Consider the following 26,303-nt stretch of genomic DNA (forward strand, 5'->3'; position numbering starts at 1 on the left):
AGAATGACGGGTCCCGTAAGGGGCCCGTTTTTTTTCGTGAGATTTTGACCTGTTTCTGTAGAATACCAGGGGAATTAATGTTGATAAGCAGTCGAAAATTGGCCGCGTTACTGTTCTTTGTCGCGCTGGGGACCGGCGCCTTGGCGACCGTCGCCCAGGCGGCGGAGCCGAAGACCTTTTTTGACCATTTAGAATCTTCCTGGGCCGTGGGGCGGATTCAACTCAGCGATCCACTGATTTTCCGGGATGGCATGCTGTTGGCTTTTCCGGGGCAGATAAAAGAGCTCGTTCACTCCAGGCAGGGTAAGCCGCGTTCTATCCTGCTCGTTTTTGAGATTCGCGACGTCGACGGATCGGTTCCCTTTGCTTCCGGAGACGAGCTTTTCGGGCCTATTTCACTGGTGCCTCGTTACACCTACTGGCGTGATAACCTTCCCCATGGCCCACACCACCAAGTGCCTGGCGGGCGACGCTACATTTTTACGGGAGGCGACATCGCCCCCGCGATGGTAGCTGCGCGGTCCTACGCCGCGGCGATGAAACTCGACATGCCGGAACGCGCGCGGCTGAAAATTTCTTCGTTGGTGACGGCGCTCGATAGTAGCCTGGACGTGATCGCCTCGGATGCTGCCAGGGAGTTGACGGCTTATCCGGTTCTGGAACGAGACCTCGACGAAGAAAGCCAGGAAGCACTCGGCGCGTGGTTGGATTCGGATGCCGATATCGATCGCCGCGCGAGACTTATCAGTGCGCTGGGCGCGCGCTCGGTCAACAAGATGGCCGCGGCTCTCGAATCTCTCTCGACCAGGGATGACGACACCGGTGCGGCCTCATTGCTTGCGCTCGACACCATGGCCAGGCCCCGGACTACGGCGCTGCTGCTGGGCCTGCTCGACGCGAAAGCGGAGTCGGTAAGGGCTTTCGCCGCCGGTAGCCTCGGGCTGAGGGCCAGGACGGACGCCGCGGCCAAGAAAAGTGCCTTGGCGCTGCTCAGGTCCGACCAGTCGGCCGTGGTTCGTTCGTCGGCGGCGCTCGGGCTTGGTGCGGCCGGGGAGACCGACAGCCTCGATGGCCTGCAGGCTATGCTGATGGCCGGAGACGAGGCCAGTCGTGCGGCCGCAAAGGCTCTTGCGAACCTGGGCGGCGAAAAAGCCATCGCTGCTCTCAAGGAAGCCATTACAGGCGGGCCGAACGAGGCCATGGTGGGTGGCGTGCTGGCCATCGTTGAAACGGATGAGTGTTCGGACTGCATGGAGTTTCTGCTGTATCAGCATGAAAACCACCCAGAGAAGGCTGTCCGTGACCTTGTCGGTGTTTTACTCGAAATTGATCAGGGGGGACATGGTCACGACAACGATCAGAGCACTTTTCACTGATCCGCAGGGAGTTCCCACGCGCGTCGCACCGGCGATGATGGTCCTTCCGGCTGCCGCGGGGCGAGGCTGCCTGTTCGCGCTGTTCGCGCTGTTCGTAGCCGTGCTCTGGCTTCCATTACGACCAGCGAGCGCCGACGTTGCGGCAGGCGACCTGGTAGACAAGGACAACATAGAGGAGGCGATAGAGTTTCTGCACCCCGGGCTCGAGTGGTGCGTAAGGCGCGGGCTGGTGATGGAGATCGTCGAGACCGGCAACAATAGCTATCCAGCGGTCTACGATAAAGCGACGGAGAAATACCAGGCCCAGGTCGAGATGGCCGCCGATGGCCGCACCTTGATCAATTACGTCGCCGGCCAGCCCTTCCCGTTACTCGACCCCAATGATCCCGAGATAGCTCGCAAGATCATGTGGAACTACTACTACAACCCCTTTCTGACCGACGATTTTACCATCAAGTACTTTGACGCCGACACCGGGCCCATCACGCCGCGCGGCATGGTGATAGAGCGGCATTTTGTCATCGAACAACTGCGCAGGCTCATGTACAACGGTCGTGTACACGTCGACCCGAAGCCCGAGTTCCTGCCCAACCTCGAGAAGTACCGTCACCAGGAATCCCTGCACCCCATCATTGAACCATTCGACCTCAAGGGCATCGGTTCGTCGACAGCGCGCTATATGAATCCGGATCGTTCGGACGACACCTGGTTGTACATACCGCAACTGCGCAGGGTCAGGCGCTTGTCGTCTGCCCAGCGCAGCGACGCGCTGTTCGGGCAGGACATCGACATGGACAGTTACGGGGGCTACTCGGGAAACCCGGCCTGGTTTGACTGGCGGTTTCTCGGCGAAAAAACGATCCTGGGCGCGGTGCACGGCAAGCGTTGGCCGGCCCACTGGTGCGAAGGCGGCGGCGATTTCGTTTTCTGTGACACCTGGGAAAAGCGAGACGTCTGGGTCATAGAGGGGCGTGCCCACATGCCGACCTACGCTTACGGCAAGCGCGTACTTTTTGTCGACAAATTCGCGTTCTACACGCCGTCCACCGACATCTACGACAGGGGCTTACAGCTCTGGAAAATCTGGATCAACGGCATTAACGTGGGCAGGCGCCCGTTTCCGGAGGCCAAGGTTTCTGTGTACGATTACGACACGGGCTTTATACCGAATATCACCATGGTGGACATGCAGCTCGAGCACGCCACCAGGGCGGCACTGCCCAGCCACCAGTTTCCCGAAGAGGAAGGCTGGTACTGGAACATGGGGCCTAAGGTCGGCCTGCATCCTGATTTTTTTACCGTGGCCGAACTCATCCGCACAGGGCGCTAAGAGTATGGCCGCAACCGCTCGCAGCCGGCGGTATTCTCCGGAAGAAATGATTCGCCTCGAGCGGTTACTCTGGGACACGGGCTACTGCCACGTGGCGGGGGTGGACGAAGTCGGGGTAGGGCCGCTGGCCGGTCCCCTGGTGGCCGCCGCCGTGGTCTACCCGCCGGGTAGTGAACCGCTTGCGGTAGCCGATTCCAAGGTGTTGAGCGCCGCGCGGCGGGTGGAGCTCGATGGGCAGATCCGTGCCGGTGCTGAGAGCATTGGGATAGGCCGGGTCGAAGAGGCTCGTCTCGATGAAATTGGTGTGTACCAGGCAGGGCTGGAAGCAATGCGGCTTGCAGTGGAACAACTACTCCCGCTGGCCGACTACCTGCTCGTGGACGCCCGCAGGATACCCGGTGTTGAGCAGGGGCAGTCGGCTTACAAGAAGGGGGATACGTTTATCTATTCGGTGGCCTCGGCCTCTATCGTAGCCAAGGTATACCGTGACGCACTGATGCTCGATGCCGGGAAGCGATTCCCCGGGTACGGATTTGAGCGTCACATGGGTTATGGAACCGCCGAGCACATGACGGCGCTCGGTGAATTGGGGCCTTGCAGCATTCATCGTCGTTCGTTCGAGCCGGTGAGGAAAGCCCTCGCTAGCATGGCTACGGTCGCTGATTCTTCACCTGTCGAGGCCGGTTGCTTGGGAACTACTGACATTTCCGAGCCCAACGAGGAAGCGCTATGAAAGAAAAATACCTGCTACCGGCTATGGCGGTCGGTGTGTTTGTGGGGACGGCCTGGGGCTGGGTAGGTGGCGAGGCTGCGCTCTCTACCGCGTGGATCGGGGATCTCTTTCTCGACCTGCTCCGGGTGCTGGTTCTACCGTTGATCTTCTGTTCGATGGTCGACGCCGTGGCCGGACTGTACCGCATGGGCAGCTTCAATCGTATCGTCGGGCTGACTTTTTCCTGGTACTTGGCGACCACCGTGATCGCGGTTACTACGGGCCTGGTGGTCGTGAGTATCTTTGAACCCGGTGTCGGTGTCTCGTTGGGAAGCAGTTCGGCTCCGAGCGTTCAGGCCACGAGTGTGCAGAATATAGTCGGTAGTCTTTTCACAGACAACCTTTTCGAAGCCGCCGTGTCGTTCAAAGTTCTACCGGTGATGCTGTTTGCGCTGGTCTTCGGCCTGGCACTGTCTTCGGCGGGAGAGCGTGCGGAGTCCGTGAGGAACTTTTTCGGCGCCAGTACCGCGGCCCTGCTGCGCATGGTTCACTGGCTGATGTTTGTCGCTCCGCTGGGTATTGCCGCCCTGCTGGCCGCGCACCTGGGCAAGGCGGGTGGCGGCGCTGCTTTTTTTGCCGAGGTGGCAGCCATCGGCAAGTATTGTTTCTGCGTAGTGCTGGGACTGGGAATACATGGCTTCATCGTATTGCCGGTTCTACTCAAGCTGCTAACCGGGAGATCCCCTTTTCGCTACGCCTATAACCTGGGCGAAGCGCTGCTGACGGCTTTCTCGACAGCCTCGAGCTCGGCAACCCTGGCGCTGACAATGGACCTCTCCGAAAAACGAAATAGCATCCGTTCTGATACGGCCAGCTTCGTTCTGCCGCTGGGCGCGACCGTCAACATGGACGGAACCGCTCTCTACGAGGCAGTTGCCGTGATGTTCATCGCCCAGGCCACGGGCATCGAGGTGTCTTTTGGAGGACAGGTGCTGATCGTTGTCACGGCGACGCTGGCATCGGTCGGCGCGGCGGGTATTCCGCAGGCAGGGTTGGTGACCATGGTGCTTGTACTGGAGGCCGTGGGGCTGCCGGCGGACGGGATATCCGCAATTTTGGCTGTTGATTGGCTGCTTGACCGATTTCGGACAACGGTTAACGTCTGGGGAGACGCCGTCGGAGCGGGGGTGGTTGACGCCCAATCAGAGGGTGTTTTGCACGGCCCCGTGTAATGGGGTAGCTTCCCGGGTTGAGGTAAAGAAAAGCTCCATGACACTTTATGACCATCCCAACTGCCCGTTCGCACAAAAAGTGCGGATTGTACTGGCAGAAAAAGAACTTTCTTACGAGACCGAGACCGTGGACCTTGCTGCGGGTGCCCAGCGCAGCCCTGAGTTCAGGCGTTTGAATCCCTTCGGGCAGGTTCCAGTCCTGGTCGACGAGGAGGTCGTTGTCTATGAGTCCAGCCTCATAAACGAGTACCTCAACGACGAGTACCCTTTTCCTAATCTCCTGCCCGAGGATTCGGCCGACAGGGCCAAGGCCCGCATGCTCGAAGATTACGCAGACAAGGTTTTTACCCTTCCGGGTATGTCCCTGAGGTGGGAGCTCACGGTAGCGGCTGGGGATCGTAACGAGAAGAAGTGTGACACGGCCCGCAACGCAATCAGGTCCGGCCTGGCCATGCTCAACGGGATGCTCAAAGACAAGGAATACATAGTCGGTTATTTCTCGATCGCTGACGTGTCGTTTGCGCCACTGGTCCTGGACCTGGCTTCCCTTGAAATGGAACTTGATCTCAAGCCACCGGTAGCCGAGTGGATAGCCCGCCTCAAGAGCCGCCGCAGTGTAGAGTCGCTGCGCCTGGTGGCCTGAATTATCTACCCTGGTCTCGATCACGACGTCAGGGGAGTTGGAGATCTGAATGCGTAGACCTGAGGAGCTCGGGTTTCGGGAGCGAATCTATCTTCCCGCCATCGTCGGGGGCCTGTTCGTCACCGGCAGGCGCTTCTGGCGCAACCTGCTGGGGCACGTCCTCCAGCAGCTGGGCCTTCATGGCGGCTCACCCTCGGTTACAATTCAGTATCCCGATGCCCAGCTAAATTACGGGGAGGGGTATCGCGGTGCCCACCGACTTACCCTCAAAGATGACGGTGCGGTTAACTGCACGGCTTGCTTTCTCTGCGCCACCGCCTGTCCCGCTCGTTGCATTAATATCGAAGCTGGGGAACACCCGGACAACGCCGTTGAGAAATATCCAGTGCGATATGAGATCGACACTTTGCGCTGTATCTACTGCGGTTACTGCGTAGAGGCTTGTCCCTGCGATGCTATACGAATGGATACCGCCGTTCACCCGGGAGTGCCCGGTTACAGCAGGGTCGATTTCATCGAAGACAAGGGCCAGCTGATGGGCCGATCCCGGGTTATTGAGAACGAAGGCCGAGCGGCCCTGATGAAAGAACATGCCGAGCAATCCGCGGGTGACCAGCCCCGCAGTGCTTCGTATTCAAGCTGAGCCCGAGTCCAGCCTTCGTACGGCCGCCCCTCCGCTTTTGTCCTTTAACCGGTCAAACTACCAACTAACGCTGGTTCGAGCTAAACTGGCCGCTCGACCGAGCCGCGCCGCCGCGGTCTGGAGGAACCGACATGGCCAGTACCTACGATGAAATCCTAGCTGACGCGCGCCGCGAAATACCCGAGGTCACCGCGGATGAAGCCGAAAAACTGCTGGCTGCCGCGGACGGCCACGTCGCGGTCGACGTGCGCGAAAAAGAAGAATTTCGCGAAGGCCATGTCCCCGGCGCCTTGAGCCTGCCCCGGGGGTTTCTCGAAATGCAGGTCGAAACCAAGGTTGCCGATCACGACACTCCGCTGGTTGTTTACTGCCAGAGTGGGGTGCGGTCCATGCTGGCGGCTCGTCAACTCAAAACCATGGGTTACAGCAGTGTCTGCTCGATGGCCGGGGGCTACGGGGCCTGGAAGGGCGCCGGGCACGAGTGGGAGAAGGATTTCGCTTTCACACCCGAACAACTCGAGAGGTATAGCCGCCATTTTCTCCTGCCCGAGGTCGGCGAGGAAGGGCAGGCCAAGCTGCTCAAGGCCAGGGTGCTTTGCCTTGGCGCGGGCGGTCTCGGCTCGCCGGCGGCTTATTACCTCGCGGCTGCGGGCGTAGGCACCATAGGCATAGTCGATGATGATGTCGTCGATATGTCCAACCTTCAACGACAGATATTGCACGCCAACGACAGGGTGGGCATGGCCAAGACCGAGTCGGCGGCTATCACCCTCAACGGGCTGAACCCGGACATCAACGTCGTGCAGCACCGCATGAGACTCGACTCGAGCAACATCATGGATATTCTCAAGGATTACGATCTCGTGGTCGATGGCTGCGATAATTTTCCTACCCGTTACCTGGTCAACGATGCCTGCGTGATGACCGGCACACCCAACGTGCACGGCAGTATCTTCCAGTTCGAGGGGCAGGCGACCGTTTTTCATCCCGGTGAAGGGCCCTGCTACCGCTGCCTTTTTCCCGAGCCGCCGCCACCGGGCATGGCTCCGAGTTGCCAGGAAGCAGGCGTACTGGGCGTGTTGCCGGGACTGGTCGGATGCATACAGGCGCTGGAGGCCATGAAGTTGATCCTGGGTGCGGGCAAGCCCCTCATCGGCAGACTCGCCCACATAGAAACGTTGGGCATGGAGATCCGCCTGATGAAGCTGCGCCGTGACCCCGCCTGCCCGATGTGCGGCGACAATCCCTCGATAAGCGAGCTTATCGACTACGAGGAGTTCTGCAGCCTGGCGGGTGGAGGCGAGGCCGACAGCAGCGCTGATGCCGCCTGAAGCTACGGAGCACGCCTCGGTGCTGCTCATGCGGCACGGCGAGACCGATTGGAATATCCAGCGGCGGATAATGGGGCAGGCAGCCGTACCGCTCAACGCCAAGGGCGTTGAGCAGGCTCGCGTCGCGGCCGGGGCGTTGGCGCAATTGGGAGTAGAATCCATCATAGCGAGTCCGCTTCTGCGCGCCGTACAAACAGCCGACATAGTGGCTGAAGAAAGCGGCGCACGGGTTGTGACCGACGCCCGCCTCGGCGAGGTGAAGTTCGGCCGCTGGCAGGGGATGACCTTTGAGGAGATCCGCGAAGACCCCGATTACGCGGCCTTTCTCGAAGACCCGATCCGTCGCCCGACTCCCGGTGGCGAAACAATCGAAATGGTGCAACTGCGGGCACTTGCCGTGGTCGAAGAATTGCCTCCCGGGAGTAGAGCCCTGCTCATTTCGCACGGAGACATCCTGCGTTCTACCCTTTGCCATTACCTGGGCCTCGCGCTCGAGGAATTCAGGCGTATCCGCGTGGATAATTGTGCAATCAGTTTGATAGGCAAAGGCTTTAGGGGGCCGGAGGTCAAATTTGTGAATGTTGTCGTGGACGAGGGCAGGGCCTGGAATTCCAGCCACTGGCAGCAGCCAACCTGAGCCGTGCGCGCGGCGCCGTGGCTGTTGACACCCCGGCTTTTCAAGGGCAACTTCGTGGGCGTGTTGTCTACAGAAGAACTCTCAGGTCTGGCGCAGGAATTGCGTGCGGATAGCCTGAAAATGATTGCCACCGCCGTTTCCGGACACCCCGGCGGCTCTCTTTCGGCGGCAGAAATAATGGCCACCCTTTATTTCAAGGAGCTGGCCTTTCGCGCCCAGGAACCGTCATGGCCGGGACGTGACCGCTTCATCCTGTCCAAGGGCCACGCGGTGCCGGTGCTCTACGCGGCACTGTGCCGGGCAGGTTGCATAGAGGAAGAAGAACTCTCGACCCTGCGCAGTATTGACAGCCGCCTGCAGGGGCATCCTGACCACGTGCGCCTGCCCTGGATAGAGGCCGCGACCGGGTCCCTCGGGCAGGGCTTGTCGGTATCGGTGGGTATGGCGCTGGCCGAAAAACTCGACAATGAAAACAACTTTCGTACTTACTGCCTGATGGGTGACGGCGAGATACAGGCGGGGCAGGTTTGGGAAGCGGCTATGTCTGCCGGAAAGTTCGGGCTGGCCAAGCTCACGGGTATAGTCGACTACAATAAAGTCCAACTCGATGGTCGGGTTGCCAATATCATGGACCTCGAGCCGCTGGCTGATAAGTGGCAGGCTTTTGGTTGGGACGTGGTCGACGTGGATGGACACGACGTAGACTCGTTGCTTGCAGCTTACGACAGCGCCAGGGCGAACGATCAAAAACCCACTGTGATTATTGCCCAGACCATCAAGGGTAAGGGCGTGTCTTTCATGGAAGATACACACGCGTGGCATGGCAAGGCCCCCGACGACAATGAGCTCGAGCAAGCGCTGCTGGAACTCGGTGTTGGCGCCGCGAAGGATAACTGAAATGGCAAAAGCTACCAGGGTTGCTTTCGGAGAAGCGTTGGCGCGCTTGGGCGCGACACACGAAAACGTGGTCGTGGTCGATGGTGACCTTTCGTGTTCGACTAACACGAGGAAGTTCTCGGAACAGTTTCCCGACCGCTTCATCCAGCTGGGTATCGCCGAGGGCAACATGGTCGGCGTGGCGGCCGGGCTGGCGATGGCCGGCAAAGTGCCTTTCGTTTCCAGTTTCGCGTGTTTTCTCGCTGGTCGCTTCGAGCAGATTCGTATGTCGGTGGGTTACAACAACGCCAACGTGCGGCTCGTGGGTACCCACGCGGGCGTGGGCCCCGGTGAAGACGGTTACAGCCAGATGGGGCTCGAGGACGTGGCCCTCATGCGTTCGCTGCCCAACATGGTCGTGCTGCAGCCAGCCGACGCGGTAGAAGCCGAGCGCGCGACCGAGTTCCTGGCCGATTACGTGGGGCCCGCTTATCTGCGCCTCACCAGGCAGGCGCTACCCGATATCTTTGACGCGGATTACAGCTTCGAGTTTGGAAAAGGCATACGGCTGCGCGAGGGCAAGGACCTGGTGCTGGTTGCTTCCGGCGGCGTGGTCGCAAACTGCCTCGAAGCCGCGGAGCTGCTCGCTGCTGACGGCGTGGAAACGGGCGTAGTCAACATTCACACCATAAAGCCGCTGGACGAACAGCTCCTCAGAGAAGTCGCTTCGAACAGTAGCCGGGTATTGACGGTAGAAGATCACGGCGTGGTCGGCGGTCTCGGCAGCGCCGTAGTTGAGGCCCTGTCGGAGATGCCAGACGTAGTCGTACGCAGGCACGGAGTGCTGGGCTACGGTGAATCCGGTACTCAGGTTGATCTCTACGCCCGCCACATGCTCGATGCGGCCGGCATCGCAGAGGCCGCACGACGTTTCCTGGCCCCCGAGATCGAAGCAGTGGCCACCGGCTGATCGAGCTCGCGTCGCTTCTCAAGCAACGCCGCCACGAACAAAGACAGTCTCGTGCAGCTCGCGCCCCTGCCTGCGGTATTTTGTTTCGTAGGCCGAGCAGGTCGGCTCGGCGGATTTTTCAGCAGGACCTGCTGACCGGCGTCTACCGGGACGCTGCACCAAGCCCGCTTCCAGCAATCCATCCAGCGCGCTCTCGTACATCACTCGCACGTCGGTAACGAGCCTCAGCTCGCCGCCGGCGTTGAGGCTTCGTGCGACTCCGCGACAGAACTCGCCGGTGAATAAGCGGCGCTTGTGGTGGCGCTTCTTCCACCAGGGATCGGGGAAGTAAACATGGAAGGTGTCGATGCTTTCGGGCGCAAGTAGACAGGAAGTAACCCAACGTCCATCCAGCCCGTAGAGCAGCGCGTTGGGCGGCCGATCGGCTGTCGCTTCAAACGCTTTTACGAGGCCGACGCGAATCTCGAAGCCTGCGTACAGTGTTGAAGGGGTGCGGCGGGCGGCCTCCAATAGGAAGCCGCAGGAGCCAGCTCCGATCTCGAGCTCTACCCGCTCAACTGAGGGCGCTTGTTCGAGCCACCAGCTGCGTGGTAGGGGAGAGTCGGGGTCGAAAAGGGCGAAATTCACCGTCCGAGGTCAGTGCTACGCGGACGTCATGTGCAGGGCCACCCACAGCGTGTAAGCGGTTGCGATGATAGTCATCCATAAGCCGACCGTGATTCTCATCAGAAGCTTGTCCAGTGCCGGGTCGGTGACTGGCAGGCCTCCCTGTTCGGCCCTGACCATGCGCAGGCCCATACCGATGGCGACCCAGGTAGCCAGCATGATGACCAGGAAGGCCATCGTCAGTTTCCAGGCCAGGGCAGCGCCGACAAGTTCGAAGTAGTCACTCCCGAGGTTCTGCTTGTAGGAGGTCACCTGGTAGGCGCCGGTGATCAACACGACCCCCAGGGAGCCGATCGACAGGGGGCCGTAGACCTTGAGCAACACCACGTAACGCGATCGCCGTCTCACCGCGTCGGCGGTTCCTGTTGCTGCCGAGGGCAGGAGCAAGGCCATGAAAACCGAGGTCCCCAGGAAGATGGATGAGGCCAGGAGATGAACAAACGGCAACAGATCGGGCATGGGCCGCGCTTGTAACGAGCGGTGCGTGTGATTGCAACAAACGTTGTTTTTTCGCCCTCCAGCCGCTACCTATAATTTAAGTGGCTAGGCCCCTCCAGACTGATGACAACAGGCTTCCTACCCTGGCCGGTACCCGGGGTGACGAGGCCGTGCTCGCTGAAACTGCAGTCCTGACGTCGCTTGACGCGGCCCTGGGCTGGGCGCGCAAATACTCGATATTTCCGTACCCCTTCGCTACCGCCTGCTGCGCCATGGAGTACATGTCACTGTCCATGGCTCCATACGATATCGACCGCTTCGGAGCCCTGCTTCCCCGGTTTACACCGAGGCAGGCCGATCTGCTCATGGTCATCGGTACCGTTACTTGTCGCCAGGCACCGATCCTGAAGCGGGTGTATGAGCAGATGGCAGAGCCGCGCTGGGTAATGGCCTTCGGCGCCTGCGCGTCGACCGGCGGCTTCTATGACAATTACACTACCGTCCCTGGTATCGATCGCGTAATACCGGTGGACGTGTACGTCCCCGGCTGTCCCCCCAGGCCCGAGGGTGTTCTCGATGGCCTGATGGCGCTGCAGCGAAAGATCCAGGGACAGAAACAGCGCAGCGCGTTTTCGGGCGCGGTCAGCTGAAGCCCCCAGGCTATCCCTATGACAGAGAGCGCGAACCCCGAACGAGTGCTGCTTCACTACCTGGACCAGGGAAGTGACCTCTGCGAGATAGAGAATTACGTGGCCGACGGAGGCTACGCTACTGCCAGGCGAGTCCTGGGCGAGATGAGCCCTGTCGAGGTAATCGATACCGTCAAGGAATCGGGATTGCGGGGCAGGGGCGGCGCTGGTTTTCCGACCGGGATGAAGTGGGGCTTCGTGGCCCGGGACACGGGCAAGCCGGTGTATCTTCTGTGCAACGCCGACGAGAGCGAGCCCGGCACTTTCAAAGATCGCCAGCTTATTGAAAACGACCCCCACCAGCTCATAGAGGGGATGATCCTGTCGGCCTACGCGATCGGAAGCGAGAGCGCGTTTATTTATATCCGCGGAGAGTTCCGCAAGGGCTACGATATACTCTGTCGCGCGGTGGAAGCAGCCCGGGCCCGGGGTTTTCTCGGCGAGAAAATATTCGCTACCGGTCACACGTTGGACATTGTCGTGCACCTGGGCGCCGGAGCCTATATCTGCGGCGAAGAGACCGGTCTCATCGAGTCTCTGGAAGGCAAGCGAGCGCATCCGAGAATCAAACCGCCTTTTCCGGCCGTGCAGGGGTTGTTCGGCTGCCCGACAATCGTCAACAACGTCGAGACCCTTGCCTGCGTACGTCACGTAATGGAAAAGGGACCCGCTTGGTTCAAGGGTATCGGTCCCGGGAAGAGTCCCGGCCCCAAGTTGTTCTGCGTCAGTGGGCACGTCAACAATCCCGGAGTCTTCGAGCTTCCCATGGGCACCTCGTTGCGCGAACTCATCGAAGTTCACGCAGGTGGTGTGGCCAATGGCCGCGCCCTCAAGGCCGTTATCCCCGGTGGGTCTTCCGTGCCGATCCTGCGGGCCGACGAAATCGACCTCGCCATGGATTTTGACTCGGTGGCTGCGGCCGGGTCGATGCTGGGTTCGGCCGGTGTGATCGTGATGGACGAAGATACCGACATGGTGGCCACGTTGAGGACTATAGCCCACTTTTATCACCACGAGTCGTGTGGACAGTGTACGCCCTGCAGGGAGGGGACAGGCTGGCTTGAGACCATCCTGTTGCGTCTTGAGTCGGGGGAGGGCACCGAGGCCGATATCGACACTCTCTACTCGGTTGCGGGCGGGATGCTTGGCACGACCATCTGCGTCCTTTCAGACGCAGCGGCCATGCCGGTGCGCAGCTTCCTGGATAAGTTTCGAGATGATTTTCTGGGCAGCCTGGCGCCAGAGGAAGGCTGAGGTAACAAGGTGCCCCGGGTAACATTCAACGGAATCGACGTCGAGGTCGAAGCGGGCAGCAACCTCATCGACGCCGCCGAGGCGGCCGGTCACGAGATCCCGCACTACTGTTATCACCCCGGCCTGCCCGTGGCAGGTAACTGCAGGATGTGCCTCGTCGAGATCAAGGCCCTGTCCGACAAGCAGGACAAGCCGCTGCCCAAGCTGCAGATAGCATGTAACACCGTGGTGCAGGACGGGATGATAGCCGAGTCTAACAATGACCGCGTCGCCGAAGCCGGGCGCTCGGTGTTGGAGTTTTTGCTCATCAACCACCCGATCGATTGCCCGATCTGCGACCAGGCCGGCGAATGTAAGCTGCAGGAATATTACATGGAGTACGGCGGCTACGAGAGTCGCGTCAATCTCGATGAGAAAGTCCTCAAGGCGAAGGCTACCCCCATCGGTCCGGACGTCATGCTTGACCAGGAACGGTGCATCCTCTGCACCCGTTGCGTGCGTTTTCTTGATGAAGTGACCGGTACCCACGAGCTCACGATCAACGAACGCGGCGATCACAGCGTCCTCAGCCTCACCGAGGGGGCGGTGCTGGATAATCCCTACGCGACCAACGTTGTCGATATCTGCCCGGTGGGTGCACTCACGAGCCGGGAGTTCAGGTTCCAGTCGAGGGTCTGGTACCTGTCGAGCGACGATTCCATATGCCCTGGTTGCGCAACCGGTTGCAGTATCGAGGTTCACAGCCGCGGCAGCGAAATCTTCAGGGTGAAACCGCGTAATAATCCAGAGGTCAACGGTTATTGGATGTGCGATCACGGCCGCCGGGTGCCCTCGTTGCTGCAGGGGGGGGAACGACTTTCTGCCCACCTCAAACGCGAGCAGGGTCGCTTCTTGACGCGGCCGGTGAGGACCGCGGTGCAGTACGCGGCCAGCCTTATGAAAAGCGCGGGGCCCGTAGCTGTCATTGTCTCACCGGAACTCAGCCAGGAAGAAGCCGAGTTGCTCAAGCAGGTCGCCGGCCTGTTGGGGAGCGAGGGCTGCCTGGTCTTTCGTTGTGAGAAACCAGCCTTCGATGACGATGAGTTGCTTATAAGCTCAGACCGCTTTCCTAACCAGCAAGGCTTGCAGGTCCTCGGGATGCGTCCTGCAGACGGGCCACCGATTGATTGTGCGGCTGCTATCGTCGCCGGATGTGACCCAGCCGCAGCGGGCCCGCAGTGGACCGACTGGCTCGAGGGCCTCGACGGGCTACTGGTGCTCGATAGCCATAAGACAGTGACCGCCGCCTACGCCGACTGCTTGCTGGCCACCGCTACCCATTTTGAGAGCGGCGGGACCTTCATCAACAAGGACGGCCTGCGACAGTCCTTCGAGGCGGCCATATCACCTCCAGGTGACGCAGTTGAGGGTCGCGTGGTGCTGGGGTGGCTAGTGGAGGAGTTGGGCTCGGCAGCTGGCATTTCTGCCCCGCCCCCGGCCCTCGAATCCAAACTGGCCGGCGTTTGAGAGCCATCAGGCGCGCAAAAAGAAAGCTGGCTTGAACGAGGTCCTTGTCAATTCAGGGCAGGGCGTGTATCTTTTACACTTGGCGCGAGCGGGAACTCCCCCGAATGCGCCATTAGACCGGGCCGAGGTAACCAATCCTGCGGGTCCAACGGGAGGCCGGCTACACCAGCCGGAGAGAGATATGACAGAATCAGCAGCAGCCGAAAAGGCGCGCCTGGGCCGCAATGCGGACTCCGACGACGCGTCTGCCCCAGCACTCATCGAGGAATTAAGCGGTCGTCAATTGACCGGCGCGCAGATTATCCTCGAATGCCTTATCGCCGAGGGCGTGGACACCGTTTTTGGCTATCCCGGGGGCACCATACTGCCCACCTACGACAGCCTCTATGATTCAGCTCTCAACCACATTCTGGTCCGGCATGAACAGGGCGCCGTCCACATGGCCGAAGGTTACGCCCGGCTGTCGGGCAAGCCTGGCGTCGTAGTTGTCACCTCGGGGCCGGGTGCCACCAACACGGTTACCGGTATAGCCGATGCCAACATGGACTCTATACCGCTGGTCGTGCTTTGCGGACAGGTTCCCACGTCGATGATCGGCAACGACGCTTTCCAGGAAGCCGACATCGTTGGAATTACGCGTCCCTGTACCAAGCACAACATCCTGGTGCAGGACGTCCGCGATCTCCCTCGGGTCATACACGAAGCGTTTTTTATAGCGGGTACCGGGCGGCCGGGACCTGTTCTGATCGACCTGCCCAAGGATGTCCAGCAGGCGATCTGCGAGTACCGACCTGTCAAAGAGCTCGGCATTCGCGGCTACCGGCCAACCGTAAAGGGAAACCGGCGGCAGGTTTCACGTGCACTGGACATACTTGAGAAGGCCGAACGCCCCTTGCTCTACGTCGGTGGGGGGGTCCAGTGGGGCGACGCGTCCGACGAATTGCGCCTGTTTGCAGAAAAACTGCAGGCGCCGGTCACCACGACGCTGATGGGCCTGGGTACTTTTCCGGCTTCCGACCCCCTGGCCATCGGCATGCTGGGTATGCACGGTGGGTACTGGGTCAACATGGCGGTGCAGAACTGCGATGCATTGTTCTGTATAGCAGCGCGTTTTGATGACAGGGTTACTGGCGACACGGAGCGTTTTGCCTGCGAGGCGCGTGGGCGCATTATCCACGCGGATATCGACCCTTCTTCTATTTCGAAGAACGTCCGCTGCGATGTTCCCATCGTGGGCGACGTAGGCAACATCCTGTCGATGTTCAATGAACAGGCTGCCGACCATCCGGGTCTTAACGGATCCAAGCGTATAGCCGCCTGGAGAGATCAGATAGCCGACTGGAAGGCGGAGCGCCCGCTGGGGTACGAGAAGACGCGGGATGGACGCATACTACCGCTGGCGGTGTTCGACGAGCTACATGATCTTACCAAAGGCAACGCGATTATTTCGACCGACGTAGGGCAACACCAGATGTGGACTGCCCAGTTGTACGGATTTGATAAACCGAGGTCGCTGTTGACCTCGGGCGGCCTCGGTACGATGGGCATAGGACTGCCCGCAGCCATAGGCGCAGCCTTCGTTGAAAAAGATCGTCCGGTAGTCGTAATCAGCGGCGACGGCAGCATACAGATGAACATACAGGAACTTTCTACCGCGGTGCAGTACAAGGTGCCCGTCAAGATAATAGTGCTCAACAACGGCCACCTGGGCATGGTCAGGCAGTGGCAGGACATGTTCTACGAGAAACGTTTCTCGCAGGTTTATTTCGAGGCGTTGCCTAATTTTCCGGCCCTGGCGGAGGCCTACGGGGCCAAGGGAATGCATGTCGAAAAAATCGAGGAGCTGAGGCCCGCCCTGCAGGAAATGCTAGACCACGACGGCCCGGTATTGCTCAACGTGACCATCCCCAGCGAGGAGGGAGTCTTTCCCATGGTTCCCGCCGGCATGGCCGTGGACGAGATGCTTTTCGCCTGACAGGTTAAGCTCGGTAATTCCGCGGGTTGGACTTACAGCGGTATGCCGGTTCTGAACAGCAGCCAGTGACTGGCGATTTCTCCCACTGCGGCGCTCAGGGCCGCGATGTAGAACAAACCGGTCGCCGCCATGGTGTGGGGGATCGCCAGGGTCTTTTCTATAAGAATAAAAAGGCCCCCGGTCAGTACCCAGCAGAATACTCTCGCGAACACTAGCCAGGGATAAGTGGCGAGTACCTGGACGGCACCGTTCGCACCGTTGCCGTCCAGCAGGCTGACAACTGCGGTGCTGAGGCAGGCCGTAACGACGGCTGCCAGCAGGCAACCTTTGCACCATTTCAGAATCTGCTTGAAAGGCGCCAGGTCCATTCCCGTGTCAATCAAGTACCAGTGCCCCAACAGCATGCCGCTCAGGGTCGCACCCACGATGAGGCTTCCCGAAAACAAGGCGGCGGAAAAAACCAGTCCGGTCAACGGCCCACCGTTCTGCGAGGCAAAGACCCAGGCGCTTGAAGATACAGCCAGCACGCTGGACAGCAGCAGCAGCGGGAAAACCCTTGCACGAATAAGCGCCAAATCCGTGAAAAGTGTAATGAAATAGGCAATGAAAACAGCACAGAAGAAGCACCAGGCGGCCACTTCGAGCAACGAAGGGATGCTATGACCGGGGTAGTTGAGAAGCAGGTACAGCTGCCCGGCTGCCATGCACATGGCGCAGCCAGCAAAGACTGCGGTTGTCGATTTGTAGTAGCCGCGTTCGAGTAAAGCGAAGTTGGGAACGGCCAGGGCGATCGCACCACCGACTGCCAGCTTGCCGAATATCAAGATGTAGCTGTGAGCAAAAAGTGTTTCCATTCTCTCAATTTTCTTAAACTCTGTTCGTAGTCCGGCGCGATGCTAGGCGGGTATCACTCGGCATGCAACACGAGGTAGCCCGTCGCCGGGGGTGAGAGAAATTGAGTCACGAAAAACATCAACAATAACACCGGGAAAGGCGACACCATCGGACCGCGTTCAGCCGCTGCCCGTTCGGGTATTAATAAAACGCAATGATTTCGCTGCTTGGTCTCCAGCTTGTTGCAAACTGCATGGCTGCAACGTAAACGATGCTCGTCGCGTGTTACCGCCCGCGTCGTTTTTTGGCCGGAAAATATCGCGAGCATGACTTGGATTATAGAAAAGGAATCAACGTCGATTTTCGTTGCAGAGGATTGGGTCACCAGCTTAGCGCCGGCGATTGACACCGGCCGGGGTCGCGGTTGATGACAGTTCCCAGGCGAGCTGCCGACCGTCTCTGGAATCATGCTTGCTCTCGTATTGAGCAAGAGCTCTCGCAGAAAGATTTTCAAACGTGGATCCTGGAGCTGACCCCCCGGTCGTTCGAGGACGGACTGATGACCGTGGAGGCGCCTTTCGGGCTGTACCGTGACCGAATCAGGCAGGTGTACCTGCCTGCGCTGGAACGTGCGGTATCTGAGGCTGCAGACCACAGCTGTCGTGTGGAGGTGGTGGTGGGTTCGTCCGCGGGGACGCGGCCTGCGAACCGACGCTGGTCGCCCCCCGCGGGCGGACAACAGAACGCCCGTAAGGTCACGAGCTCACCGCTCAAGAGCTTCGGTAATTTCATAGTTGGAGAGTCCAATCGCATGGCCTGCGACGCCGCGCGAGCGCTGGCTTCCGCCGAAGCGGGCGCGGGCAATCCGTTGTTCCTCTATGGTGGAGTAGGCCTGGGCAAGACTCACTTACTTCTCGCCATCGCCAGCGAACTGAGATCAAGAGCGCGTAAAGTTCTCTACTACCAAGGCGAAGACTTCACGAGAAAAATGGTCGATGCTCTCCGCAATGACCGGATGGATTCTTTTCGTCGCGAGTTTCGTTTTGCCGACGCACTACTCATCGATGATGTACAGTTCATAGCGGGCAAGAAGCGTACGCAGCAGGAGTTCTACCACGCGTTCAACCTCCTGCACGGCGCTGGAAAGCCGATCGCGCTCGCGTCGGATCGCGGACCACTGGAACTCGAGAAGCTGGAGAACGGATTGCGCAGCCGTTTTCAGGGTGGCCTGCTCGCCGACCTCGGGCCGCTCGACGCCGAACTGCGATGCCGCATTCTCCGGGCCAAGCTTAAGGAGGCGGACCTTGAGATGGAGGGCGACACCATCGAGGACCTCGCGCTGCGCATGACGGGTAGTGTGAGAGAGATTGAAGGGCTCGTTTCCCGACTGCGGGCTGCCAGAAGCCAGTCCGGCGGCAGGCTCACGACCCAGGTCGTCGAATCGCTGGTGGTTCCCTACGTGGGCGTCGGCTGTGACGTTGATATCGAGACGATCGTCAAGACAGTCGCAACCCACTTCGGTATTACGCGAGAAGAAATCCTGTCTCGCAGCCGGGCACGCAGGGTGGCCTGGCCTCGTCACGTTGCCGCTTATCTCTGCCGCAAGCTGACCTCTGCTTCTCTGCCCGAGATCGGCGAAGCCATGGGCGGCAGAAATCATTCTTCTATCCTGCGAGCGGTTCGATCGGTGAAGGATTCGATGAGCGGAGAGCCTGCGCTCGCCGAACGCATTAATCGCCTCGAAACCCTCCTCGGGCGCGGCGGTCAGTTTTCCTGAACGGCTCCCGTTCCGGGCTGGACGTGGCAACAAGCCGGGGCGTGGTGTCTTTTCTGGCGACCTGCTACCTAGCAGGTATGGAAACAGGGCGACTGGAAATAATCAGCGAAGTCCGCGAGCTCGAAAAACGGACCATGCAGATTTACCTGAAACTGGCCCGGCGCTTTTCGGGTGACGCGAGTCCTGGCGAGTTGGGACCGTTCTGGCTCTCGATGGCTCGCCATGAAGCCGGTCATATCGGCGCACTCGAGATGCTGGCCTGCCTGCACGAGCAGGCTGAGCCTTCGCCTTGCAGGGAAATTGGATCCTGGGATACCACCGACGCCATGTTCAGGCTCGAACAACTCTCGGCCGAATGCGACGGAGAGGTCTCGGTGGAGCGAGCCTTTGAAATTGCGGTCGAAGTTGAGAGTAGCGAGCAGGATGAACTGATACTTGAGCTCGTGCTGGCACTTACGGACGCCAAGCAGCGCGAGCAGGCCGAGACCATGCTTCTGCATGACCTGAGCGATCTGAGCCTGATGATTGAAAAGTACGCGGGTAACCAGGGCCTGCTGGAACGTATAGATTCACTTGTCGACCGTCACGTCGACCGTCACGTCGAGCGCAGGGAGAATCGCAACGATAGAACGGCTTAAACAACGAAGGGCGGTGCACCTGTTGGTACACCGCCCGGTTGTTACATGGCTGGGTGCTGTCACCCCGAGTCCGATGGGATCCCGGGGGTGGTTGGTTCAGGCTCCGTAGGCCGAATTCGTCGCCATGTATTGCGGCTCGACTTCGGTTACGGCAAGTGTAAACGCATCGACGCGCAGCTTGTTCTTCTCGCCGAGCGCAACGATGCTGGACCGAGCGAGCTTGCTGGGGTGGGAGTGTCCGTTTTCCCAACGGTTCACCGTGCTCACGGTTATTCCGAGGCAGTGGGCAAATTCTTCCTGGGTCATAACGAGGCGCTGCCTGAGCGTGCGTACGAGACAGCCCGGGCTCTGGCTATTGGTAGTTTCGTTCATATCGATATCCTCCTGGGCGCGGTTCAAAGCCCGCGCGGTGCAATCTGCAAAGACCAGTGCAAGCCAGATGCCATGTCAGTGATAGGGCAATACAAGGCGTTTGCGATGGTTGGGGCGGAATTCTCGGCGCTAATTGAACAGGGGGGCACAAAAGTGACGCTTTTGCTGTGTTGCCCCGCGGGCGCCGGTTCTTTGCTACAATTCATCGGTGCCCCGGTTTTCTATTCTCATCTTGAACTACGACGGCAGGGAACTCCTGCAGTCCTGCCTGCGCTCGGTCAGGGAGCAGACCATGACCGATTTCGAGACCCTGGTCGTGGACAATGGATCGAGCGACGGCAGTCTCGATATGCTGGCCAGCCAATTCCCCGAGGTCCTGACTCTGCCACAGGACGAGAACACCGGCTTCTGCCTGGGCAACAACATCGCCTTCGCTGCGGCGAGCGGTGATCTGATCCTGCTGCTCAACAACGATGCCGACCTCCACCCCCGGTTTCTCGAAGAAATGTCGGCAGCGGCCGAGCTCGAGCCTGAAATGGGGATGTTTGCTTCTCGCGTGATGATGTACGACCGCCGTAACGTTTTTGATTCTACCGGCTTGCTTGTCTATCCCGACGGGATCTGTCGGTCCCGTAGTTGGCTCGAGAAAGACATCGGCCAGTACGATGAAGCTGTCGAGGTACTGGGACCCAATGGCTGTGCCGCGGTCTACCGGCGAGCAATGATCGACGACGTGGGGCTCTTTGACGATCGTTACTTTGCCTATCTCGAGGATCTCGATCTCGCGATGCGGGGCCAGTTGCGCGGCTGGCGATGCAGGTACGTTCCCGGCGCCGTCGCTTACCACAAGAAATCAATGACGACTGGCTACCACTCGGCCTCCAAGGCCTACCTCGTTGAGCGAAATCGTATCTGGAATGCAGCAAAGCTCTTTCCCCGCCGCATACTGGCGATGAGCCCGTTCTATACAGCCGCGCGTTTTGCGGCCCAGGGTTACGCCTACGCTACTGGACGAGGCATAAGCGGGGGCATGGGGCGCGACTACGGTCGCTTCAAGCTCGCGGGTATCCTGTGTCGCGCGTGGTTGGCCGCCCTGGTGGGTTTACCTGCTGTTCTTGCCGACAGGCGCCGCATACAAAAAAATCGACGCCTCGGCGCGTTGGCCGTCTACATGCTGATGCGGCGCTACCGTCTACCGGTGAGCGAACTGGCGTTCAAGGACTGAGAGCCTCGGCTTCGAGTTCCAGTTGGACGGCCAACTCTGAGAACTCGGGCTTACCACGAGCGACCAGCTCCCGGGCCTGCGCCGCGGCGGCCGACCAGTCTTCGTCTAACACCAGTGTGGCCATCAGGCGAGATCTCGCCCCGTTATCATCCGGTCGCAGTGCCAGGTATTTTTGCCAGGCAAGGATCGCTTCGTCGACCTGCCCAAGCCGAACCTGGGTTTCGGCGAGGTAGAGCGTGCCCTCGCTGAAGCCAGGCGCCAGTTGCACCGCCCGACGCATCGGTGCCAGAGCCTCCTGCAGTTTGCCGCTGCCGGCGAGTTGTATACCGAGATCGTAATGAGCCTTGGCCGAGTGGGGGCTGGCCGCCGCAGCCTGGCGGTGAAAATGGAGTTCGGAAGACCAGTCCCTGGCCTGCTCGAGGTAGCCCGATGCGCCCACTACCAGTACGAGCAGGGCAACAGTGATTCCGATCGAGTTGCGTAGTTTTCCTCGAGACAAGGGAAACAATAGTGCTCCAAACAACAAGGCCGGCCCGGCGCTGGGAAGGAAAGCCAAGCGTTCAGCGTAGGCGGTGCCAAGAGGGAAGAAGACGTTGGCGGTTGAAGAAAAAGCCAGCAGGAACCAGAGCAGAAGCAGTCCGCTGGCCACCTTGAGGCGCAAGTACCTCACGGCCAGAGGGCAGAAAACCAGCAGTGTCGTCCAGGCGAGCAGGGCCACGATCGTTTGCGAGTGCGCAAAGCTGACTACCGAGGGAATGCTCTCCTGTGGCCAGGGCCAGGCCACTCGACAGGCGTATTGCCACAACAGCGAAGCCGCCTGGGCTACGCGTTCGTGTAACGGCAGAGCCACCAGTGGGTTGTCTATGGTATCGACCGGCGCCAGCGTAGCAAAATTGCGATAGACCAGGGCAAGCCAGGCCGCGGCGGTTAAAAGCAGGGCGCCCAGCGCGCGAAAATCCGAGGCCGCCGGGGCAACGGCAGTGTCGCTGCTGCGGCCAAGCCGCTGCAGGCCTTCGTAGCAAAGCAGTAAGGGTAGCAACACCAGGGCATTTTCCTTGGACGCGAGGCCGGCGAAAAACAACAGGCAAAGCAGGCCGAGGCGTCGGTAGCCCATGGGACGTCGGCTGCCGATGTAAAGCACGGTCGCGCTGAGGACGAACAAGGCCGCCAGCAGTTCGCTGCGCCCTGACACGGGCACGACGGCGGCGGTATGCAGAGGGTGGGCGACAAAGACCGCTGCACCCGTCCACGCTGCGGCCGGTGCAAGCCCCAGTGCCAGGCCGAGTCCGTACAGGGCAACGCCGCACAAGCCCATCAGCAGGGCGTTGGTGATGTGAAAGCGCGAGGTCGAGCCCGACGCAGATCGTTCCAGGTCAATGCCCAGCACCGTCAAGTGACGGCCCAGACCCTCGTGGCGGGTTGAGAAGAACTCGGCAGCGGAATGATCCAGCGATGAATCGCGCTCGGTAACCAGGGCCTTGTCGTCGTATACCAAGGGATAATCGATGCTACCGGCATTGAGCAGCCAGGAAAACGACAGCAGGGAGATCACGACGAGGGCGAAGTTAAGTGTTTGTTTCATGCTCGAGGTCCTGTCCTTTCAGGTTTGACACCGCGTCGGGGCGGGTTAATTTACGGCGAGGCTAAATATGGATAATCATTCTATACTTTTTGCATCAGGTCTTCAGCTTGCCGAGCGAATCAAGAAGCGCGAAATCAGCCCGGTTGAAGTCGTGCAGGCCTGCCTCGACCAGGTAGACAGGGTCAACCCGGAAATTAACGCCATAATATGGCGCCGGGATGAACAGTTACTCGAAGAGGCGCGGCTGGCCGAAGAAAAAGTTATGAGCGGTGATGACCTGCCGCCTTTTCACGGTGTGCCGATGCCGGTCAAGGATCTGACTGACGTTGAAGGTTGGCCTACCACCTTTGGCTCGATGGGCGCTAAGAATCGCGTGGCTCCGGGGGATGCTACCGTTGTGAGCCAGTTCAGGGACGCGGGGTTCCTGCTCATGGGTCGCAGCAACACGCCCGAGTTCGGGACCTTGCCGGTCACCGAAAACCAGGCCTGGGGCGCGACGCGAAATCCCTGGGACAAGACCCGGAGTCCCGGCGGTTCAAGCGGTGGGGCGGGCGCCGCCGTGGCCTCGGGCATGGTCCCGATCGCGCACGCCAACGACGGTGGGGGGTCTATTCGACTACCGGCCGGCTGGTCGGGCCTGGTAGGGCTCAAGCCGAGCAGGGGGAGAACCTGCGCTGGCCCCCCGGTAGTGAGCGACATCATGCATGGCTTTGCCGTCGAAGGCTGCGTGTCGCGGACGGTGAACGATACGGCAGCGGTGCTCGACGCTATTGCTCCGTACGACCCCCTGGCCTGGTATACCGCACCTCGGCCCGCCACGACCTTCCTCGACGCCAGCAGGTCGAGTAGCAGCGGATCGCAGCGCGTCGCTTTTACAACAACTTCGCCCATGGGGGATCCGGTGGACCAGGAAGCCATCAAGGCGGTTGAGTTTACTGCGCGTTTGCTCGAGGAAGCCGGCCACGAAGTATTTGAAGCGGCACCGGATTGGCAAATGGGGCCCGAGTTTCTGGAACTTTTCAAAATCGTCTGGAACACCGGTCCTCTTTTCTGGGACGTGCAGGACTGGAGCAAGGTGGAGCCCTTGAACGTGGCCATGCGCGAATCGGCCATGCAGACAAGCAGTGCCGATTACGTGGCCAGCGTGGCTGCATTGCAGATGTACTCGCGCCGGGTCGTAACGTCGTGGCAGAACTTTGACGTACTCCTCACGCCCACGGCCGCCTGCCTACCACCTCCTATCGGCCTGTTATGGGATGGGGCTGACGACGATCCCATGTCCCCGCTCAACAAGTCCGCGCAACTGGTACCTTTCACCCCGGTGTTCAATGTCACTGGCCAGCCGGCTATATCTCTGCCCGTGCATTTGTCGGCCGAAGGCCTGCCGGTAGGAATTCAGCTCGTGGCTGGCCCCTGGCAGGACGAGCTGCTTCTGCAGTTGGGTGCGCAGCTCGAAGCCGTCGTTGGCTGGGCCGAGCGGATTCCGGGCCAGTCCGACTGAGCCCGGCGCCTCTACTTGTGCACAAAAATGTGCAGCGCGTTTGAAGACCAGCCTTCACGTTGCTAACCCTCAAAGCGGGCAGGGGGAGCAGGGTGTACTCGGGATCAGGTAAAGTCGCTCTCTGCGGGCGAATAGCAGGCGCAGCGGTGGGCTTGTTGCTTCTGTTTTCCGGGCCGCTGGTCCAGCCCCGCGCTGCCGCTGCTGCTGGTTTTTCGATACTGAACGCGGACTTTCCCGACAGCGGACTCAATGATCCCACCGTGCTGGAAGCGGTGCCTGGTAGCAGCGCGGGCACCTTGGGCGAACAGCGTCTCGACGCCCTGCGCTACGCGGCGGGGCTATGGGAGGAAACCCTCGCAAACGAAGTAGAAATCGTTCTGCGGGTCCGTTTCGTCGAACTCGGCGGCACGCTCTACGGAGCGGTGCTGGGCTCGGCGGCCGCCATGACGGTGCACCGTGATTTTGCGGGAGCGCCCCTTTCCTCGACCTACTACCCAGCGGCGCTGGCTAATAACCTGGCCGGGCTTGACCTCAACGGCGGCATTCCCGAGATATGGATAACGTTTAACGCGTCGCTCGACCGTGACGCCGTGCTGGGTGAACGCAGCTGGTACTATGGACATGACGGCGAGGTACCCTGCGGCCCGCGTGGTTGCGACATAGACCTCGTTTCGGTGGCCCTTCACGAGATCGCCCACGGCCTGGGTTTTACTACGCTGTTTGATTACGGGAGTGGAGAGAAATTCGACAGCAGGCTGCGTTGCCCGGGCATGGGCCTTTGCTCGCTTGCCGAGGGTTGCGCTAATGGTGCGTGCCTCAGGCGGGGCTACGACGACAGGTACCTGCTGCAATTGATCGAGGCGGGTACGGGCAATGCTCTCTCCACCATGACGTCGGCGGACCGCGCGTCGGTGCTGGTCTCCGACGGCGGCCTTGCCTGGTCCGGCGACGAGCTCGCCCGAGCGTCGGTGCTGCTTAACAGCGGAGTCGATGTCAACGGAGACGTCCACATGCATGACCCTGCCCGCCTGGCGCCGGGTTCCTCGGTTACTCACTTCAGCCCGGCGCTGTCGCCCGACCAGTTCATGGAGCCGGGTTATACTGGACCAATTCATGACACCGATCTGCCTGGGGGGCTGGCCGCCTACCTGTTGGCTGATCTCGGCTGGTCCCTGAGAGGGAAGTCCCGTTGTGGCGATGCTGATGGCTCAGGACAGGTCGGCATCGCCGATGCTCTCACCGTACTCAGGAGTGCGCTGGGTCTGCCCGGTAGCTGCCCGCTCAGCGCATGTGACGTGAACGGCGACCAGAAAATCTCGGTGGTCGATGCGCTGCTGATTCTTTCACTCGTGGTTGGCAACCCGGTGTCATTCGACTGCAGCGCCGCTTGACCTCAAGCCTACCCCCCCGAACGGGGTAGCAGCGGCTACTTTTTACCCATCCGGGTGGGAGGGGTCGGGTGGTGACGTAGCGTACACTTTCTACTGCTACTGCCCTTTGTGGAGTGTCTCAGGCTCGGCTGAGGCAGAACACGAGGACAAAAAACGAGACATGGCCACCACGCGCAACCGTAAGAGTTTCTACAGCATAGGTGAGGTCGCGGCTATGCTTGAACTCAAACCCCACGTCCTGCGTTACTGGGAGGATGAATTCGACGAGGTCAAACCGGGCAGGGGGGAGAAATCCAAGCAGCGGCGTTACGAGCCGCGCGATATCGAGACGCTGGCGCAGATCAAGTCGCTGCTAAGGGAAAAAGGGTTAACCGTGGCCGGTGCTCGCAACTACTTGTCCGACCAGGGGCACAGTTCGCCATGGAATGGCCACATTATACGCGCGGGGCGAGCCCAGATGAAAAAGCTCGCCACCGAGATGCGGAAGCGCAAGGACTGAGCTCGCGATTCCAGCCTTTGTTGCCCGAACGTCACGCGCGAGCTAGTAAATCCACCTGAAGCTGATCAGGCCCCCGTAGCTCAGGTGGATAGAGCACAGGATTCCTAATCCTGGGGTCGCACGTTCGAGTCGTGCCGGGGGCACTTCAGGCTGGACACCTTTCGACGGGCATAACTTGTTCGGACGGGCGGTAAGGCTATTCTTGC

General features: G+C 60.2%; 26 protein-coding genes and 1 tRNA gene. 21 read left to right on the forward strand and 6 right to left on the reverse strand.

The window, feature by feature from the left end:
- Window positions 1–77: 77 nt before the first annotated feature.
- The 10 genes from EYQ35_05965 to EYQ35_06010 all read left to right on the forward strand — a co-directional run bounded on the left by EYQ35_05965 (window position 78) and on the right by EYQ35_06010 (window position 9,750).
- Window positions 78–1,376 carry a hypothetical protein gene (locus tag EYQ35_05965; protein ID HIF63678.1) on the forward strand — a complete coding sequence of 433 codons (1,299 nt, stop codon included), beginning with the start codon at window positions 78–80 and terminating at the stop codon, window positions 1,374–1,376.
- Window positions 1,234–2,706 carry a DUF1329 domain-containing protein gene (locus EYQ35_05970; GenBank protein ID HIF63679.1) on the forward strand — a complete coding sequence of 491 codons (1,473 nt, stop codon included), beginning with the start codon at window positions 1,234–1,236 and terminating at the stop codon, window positions 2,704–2,706. Before EYQ35_05965 ends, EYQ35_05970 begins: the two co-directional genes overlap by 143 nt.
- Before the next feature lie 4 nt (window positions 2,707–2,710).
- Window positions 2,711–3,439 carry a ribonuclease HII gene (locus EYQ35_05975; protein ID HIF63680.1) on the forward strand — a complete coding sequence of 243 codons (729 nt, stop codon included), beginning with the start codon at window positions 2,711–2,713 and terminating at the stop codon, window positions 3,437–3,439.
- Window positions 3,436–4,650 (forward strand): dicarboxylate/amino acid:cation symporter, encoded by a 1,215-nt coding sequence (locus tag EYQ35_05980; GenBank protein HIF63681.1) that lies wholly within the window; start codon window positions 3,436–3,438, stop codon window positions 4,648–4,650. The genes EYQ35_05975 and EYQ35_05980 overlap by 4 nt, the downstream gene beginning before the upstream one ends.
- Window positions 4,651–4,687: 37 nt before the next feature.
- Window positions 4,688–5,293 carry a glutathione S-transferase family protein gene (locus tag EYQ35_05985; GenBank protein ID HIF63682.1) on the forward strand — a complete coding sequence of 202 codons (606 nt, stop codon included), beginning with the start codon at window positions 4,688–4,690 and terminating at the stop codon, window positions 5,291–5,293.
- A gap of 49 nt (window positions 5,294–5,342) precedes the next feature.
- The gene (locus tag EYQ35_05990) at window positions 5,343–5,936 is read left to right on the forward strand and encodes a 4Fe-4S dicluster domain-containing protein (GenBank protein ID HIF63683.1); all 594 of its coding nucleotides are present in this window, start codon (window positions 5,343–5,345) and stop codon (window positions 5,934–5,936) included.
- 131 nt (window positions 5,937–6,067) lie between these two features.
- Window positions 6,068–7,267 carry a molybdopterin-synthase adenylyltransferase MoeB gene (gene moeB, locus EYQ35_05995; protein ID HIF63684.1) on the forward strand — a complete coding sequence of 400 codons (1,200 nt, stop codon included), beginning with the start codon at window positions 6,068–6,070 and terminating at the stop codon, window positions 7,265–7,267.
- Window positions 7,257–7,904 carry a histidine phosphatase family protein gene (locus EYQ35_06000; GenBank protein ID HIF63685.1) on the forward strand — a complete coding sequence of 216 codons (648 nt, stop codon included), beginning with the start codon at window positions 7,257–7,259 and terminating at the stop codon, window positions 7,902–7,904. The genes moeB and EYQ35_06000 overlap by 11 nt, the downstream gene beginning before the upstream one ends.
- A 63-nt stretch (window positions 7,905–7,967) precedes the next feature.
- A complete protein-coding gene (locus EYQ35_06005) occupies window positions 7,968–8,801 on the forward strand; it encodes a transketolase (GenBank protein HIF63686.1) in 834 nt (277 codons plus the stop codon).
- Window positions 8,794–9,750 (forward strand): transketolase family protein, encoded by a 957-nt coding sequence (locus EYQ35_06010; protein ID HIF63687.1) that lies wholly within the window; start codon window positions 8,794–8,796, stop codon window positions 9,748–9,750. The genes EYQ35_06005 and EYQ35_06010 overlap by 8 nt, the downstream gene beginning before the upstream one ends.
- A gap of 18 nt (window positions 9,751–9,768) precedes the next feature.
- Here the strand turns inward: EYQ35_06010 and EYQ35_06015 are convergent, their stop codons facing one another.
- A complete protein-coding gene (locus EYQ35_06015; GenBank protein ID HIF63688.1) occupies window positions 9,769–10,377 on the reverse strand; it encodes a hypothetical protein in 609 nt (202 codons plus the stop codon).
- Window positions 10,378–10,392: 15 nt separating this feature from the next.
- A complete protein-coding gene (locus tag EYQ35_06020) occupies window positions 10,393–10,875 on the reverse strand; it encodes a hypothetical protein (GenBank protein HIF63689.1) in 483 nt (160 codons plus the stop codon).
- Between the two features lie 122 nt (window positions 10,876–10,997).
- On the opposite strand from EYQ35_06020, the gene EYQ35_06025 reads away from it, so the two are divergent.
- From EYQ35_06025 to ilvB, 4 genes are all read left to right on the forward strand, one after another.
- Complete coding sequence (locus EYQ35_06025; protein ID HIF63690.1) at window positions 10,998–11,504, forward strand: NADH-quinone oxidoreductase subunit B; 507 nt, start codon at window positions 10,998–11,000, stop codon at window positions 11,502–11,504.
- Window positions 11,505–11,522: 18 nt separating this feature from the next.
- Window positions 11,523–12,797, forward strand: coding sequence for an NADH-quinone oxidoreductase subunit NuoF (gene nuoF, locus EYQ35_06030; protein HIF63691.1), 1,275 nt, complete (start codon window positions 11,523–11,525; stop codon window positions 12,795–12,797).
- A gap of 9 nt (window positions 12,798–12,806) precedes the next feature.
- Window positions 12,807–14,303 (forward strand): 2Fe-2S iron-sulfur cluster binding domain-containing protein, encoded by a 1,497-nt coding sequence (locus tag EYQ35_06035; GenBank protein ID HIF63692.1) that lies wholly within the window; start codon window positions 12,807–12,809, stop codon window positions 14,301–14,303.
- Between the two features lie 181 nt (window positions 14,304–14,484).
- Complete coding sequence (gene ilvB, locus EYQ35_06040; GenBank protein HIF63693.1) at window positions 14,485–16,278, forward strand: biosynthetic-type acetolactate synthase large subunit; 1,794 nt, start codon at window positions 14,485–14,487, stop codon at window positions 16,276–16,278.
- 32 nt (window positions 16,279–16,310) lie between these two features.
- Here the strand turns inward: ilvB and EYQ35_06045 are convergent, their stop codons facing one another.
- Both EYQ35_06045 and EYQ35_06050 read right to left on the reverse strand, forming a co-directional pair.
- A complete protein-coding gene (locus EYQ35_06045; GenBank protein HIF63694.1) occupies window positions 16,311–17,132 on the reverse strand; it encodes a hypothetical protein in 822 nt (273 codons plus the stop codon).
- A 53-nt stretch (window positions 17,133–17,185) separates the two neighbouring features.
- The gene (locus tag EYQ35_06050) at window positions 17,186–17,440 is read right to left on the reverse strand and encodes a hypothetical protein (GenBank protein HIF63695.1); all 255 of its coding nucleotides are present in this window, start codon (window positions 17,438–17,440) and stop codon (window positions 17,186–17,188) included.
- A gap of 99 nt (window positions 17,441–17,539) precedes the next feature.
- Here EYQ35_06050 and dnaA point away from each other — a divergent pair, with 99 nt between their 5' ends.
- Entirely contained in the window at window positions 17,540–18,889 is a 1,350-nt protein-coding gene (dnaA, locus tag EYQ35_06055; GenBank protein ID HIF63696.1) for a chromosomal replication initiator protein DnaA, read from the forward strand.
- 77 nt (window positions 18,890–18,966) lie between these two features.
- Complete coding sequence (locus EYQ35_06060) at window positions 18,967–19,527, forward strand: hypothetical protein (GenBank protein HIF63697.1); 561 nt, start codon at window positions 18,967–18,969, stop codon at window positions 19,525–19,527.
- A 96-nt stretch (window positions 19,528–19,623) separates the two neighbouring features.
- Here the strand turns inward: EYQ35_06060 and EYQ35_06065 are convergent, their stop codons facing one another.
- Window positions 19,624–19,899, reverse strand: coding sequence for an XRE family transcriptional regulator (locus EYQ35_06065; protein HIF63698.1), 276 nt, complete (start codon window positions 19,897–19,899; stop codon window positions 19,624–19,626).
- Window positions 19,900–20,107: 208 nt separating this feature from the next.
- Here EYQ35_06065 and EYQ35_06070 point away from each other — a divergent pair, with 208 nt between their 5' ends.
- Entirely contained in the window at window positions 20,108–21,124 is a 1,017-nt protein-coding gene (locus EYQ35_06070; GenBank protein ID HIF63699.1) for a glycosyltransferase family 2 protein, read from the forward strand.
- Here EYQ35_06070 and EYQ35_06075 read toward each other — a convergent pair.
- Window positions 21,114–22,706, reverse strand: coding sequence for a tetratricopeptide repeat protein (locus tag EYQ35_06075; GenBank protein HIF63700.1), 1,593 nt, complete (start codon window positions 22,704–22,706; stop codon window positions 21,114–21,116). The genes EYQ35_06070 and EYQ35_06075 overlap by 11 nt on opposite strands.
- A gap of 67 nt (window positions 22,707–22,773) precedes the next feature.
- Here EYQ35_06075 and EYQ35_06080 point away from each other — a divergent pair, with 67 nt between their 5' ends.
- The 4 genes from EYQ35_06080 to EYQ35_06095 all read left to right on the forward strand — a co-directional run bounded on the left by EYQ35_06080 (window position 22,774) and on the right by EYQ35_06095 (window position 26,240).
- The gene (locus EYQ35_06080) at window positions 22,774–24,207 is read left to right on the forward strand and encodes an amidase (protein ID HIF63701.1); all 1,434 of its coding nucleotides are present in this window, start codon (window positions 22,774–22,776) and stop codon (window positions 24,205–24,207) included.
- A gap of 92 nt (window positions 24,208–24,299) precedes the next feature.
- Window positions 24,300–25,598 carry a hypothetical protein gene (locus EYQ35_06085; GenBank protein HIF63702.1) on the forward strand — a complete coding sequence of 433 codons (1,299 nt, stop codon included), beginning with the start codon at window positions 24,300–24,302 and terminating at the stop codon, window positions 25,596–25,598.
- Between the two features lie 160 nt (window positions 25,599–25,758).
- Window positions 25,759–26,097, forward strand: a complete 339-nt coding sequence (locus tag EYQ35_06090) for a MerR family transcriptional regulator (protein ID HIF63703.1) — start codon at window positions 25,759–25,761, stop codon at window positions 26,095–26,097.
- A gap of 69 nt (window positions 26,098–26,166) precedes the next feature.
- A tRNA-Arg gene (locus tag EYQ35_06095) sits at window positions 26,167–26,240 on the forward strand.
- The last annotated feature ends 63 nt before the right edge of the window (window positions 26,241–26,303 follow it).

Source organism: Candidatus Binatota bacterium (assembly GCA_012960245.1).
Lineage (GTDB): Bacteria > Desulfobacterota > Binatia > UBA1149 > UBA1149 > UBA1149.

Bases quoted from the DNA above. Each gene is read 5' to 3' on its own strand.
- EYQ35_05965 (HIF63678.1), top strand. From the start codon at position 78: ATGTTGATAAGCAGTCGAAAATTGGCCGCGTTACTGTTCTTTGTCGCG.
- EYQ35_06050 (HIF63695.1), bottom strand. From the start codon at position 17,440: ATGCTCGCGATATTTTCCGGCCAAAAAACGACGCGGGCGGTAACACGC.
- EYQ35_06060 (HIF63697.1), top strand. From the start codon at position 18,967: ATGGAAACAGGGCGACTGGAAATAATCAGCGAAGTCCGCGAGCTCGAA.
- EYQ35_06000 (HIF63685.1), top strand. From the start codon at position 7,257: ATGCCGCCTGAAGCTACGGAGCACGCCTCGGTGCTGCTCATGCGGCAC.
- EYQ35_05985 (HIF63682.1), top strand. From the start codon at position 4,688: ATGACACTTTATGACCATCCCAACTGCCCGTTCGCACAAAAAGTGCGG.
- nuoF (HIF63691.1), top strand. From the start codon at position 11,523: ATGACAGAGAGCGCGAACCCCGAACGAGTGCTGCTTCACTACCTGGAC.
- EYQ35_05980 (HIF63681.1), top strand. From the start codon at position 3,436: ATGAAAGAAAAATACCTGCTACCGGCTATGGCGGTCGGTGTGTTTGTG.
- EYQ35_06020 (HIF63689.1), bottom strand. From the start codon at position 10,875: ATGCCCGATCTGTTGCCGTTTGTTCATCTCCTGGCCTCATCCATCTTC.
- EYQ35_06090 (HIF63703.1), top strand. From the start codon at position 25,759: ATGGCCACCACGCGCAACCGTAAGAGTTTCTACAGCATAGGTGAGGTC.
- EYQ35_06065 (HIF63698.1), bottom strand. From the start codon at position 19,899: ATGAACGAAACTACCAATAGCCAGAGCCCGGGCTGTCTCGTACGCACG.
- EYQ35_06045 (HIF63694.1), bottom strand. From the start codon at position 17,132: ATGGAAACACTTTTTGCTCACAGCTACATCTTGATATTCGGCAAGCTG.
- EYQ35_05990 (HIF63683.1), top strand. From the start codon at position 5,343: ATGCGTAGACCTGAGGAGCTCGGGTTTCGGGAGCGAATCTATCTTCCC.
- dnaA (HIF63696.1), top strand. From the start codon at position 17,540: ATGACAGTTCCCAGGCGAGCTGCCGACCGTCTCTGGAATCATGCTTGC.
- ilvB (HIF63693.1), top strand. From the start codon at position 14,485: ATGACAGAATCAGCAGCAGCCGAAAAGGCGCGCCTGGGCCGCAATGCG.
- EYQ35_05975 (HIF63680.1), top strand. From the start codon at position 2,711: ATGGCCGCAACCGCTCGCAGCCGGCGGTATTCTCCGGAAGAAATGATT.
- EYQ35_06075 (HIF63700.1), bottom strand. From the start codon at position 22,706: ATGAAACAAACACTTAACTTCGCCCTCGTCGTGATCTCCCTGCTGTCG.
- EYQ35_05970 (HIF63679.1), top strand. From the start codon at position 1,234: ATGAGTGTTCGGACTGCATGGAGTTTCTGCTGTATCAGCATGAAAACC.
- moeB (HIF63684.1), top strand. From the start codon at position 6,068: ATGGCCAGTACCTACGATGAAATCCTAGCTGACGCGCGCCGCGAAATA.
- EYQ35_06080 (HIF63701.1), top strand. From the start codon at position 22,774: ATGGATAATCATTCTATACTTTTTGCATCAGGTCTTCAGCTTGCCGAG.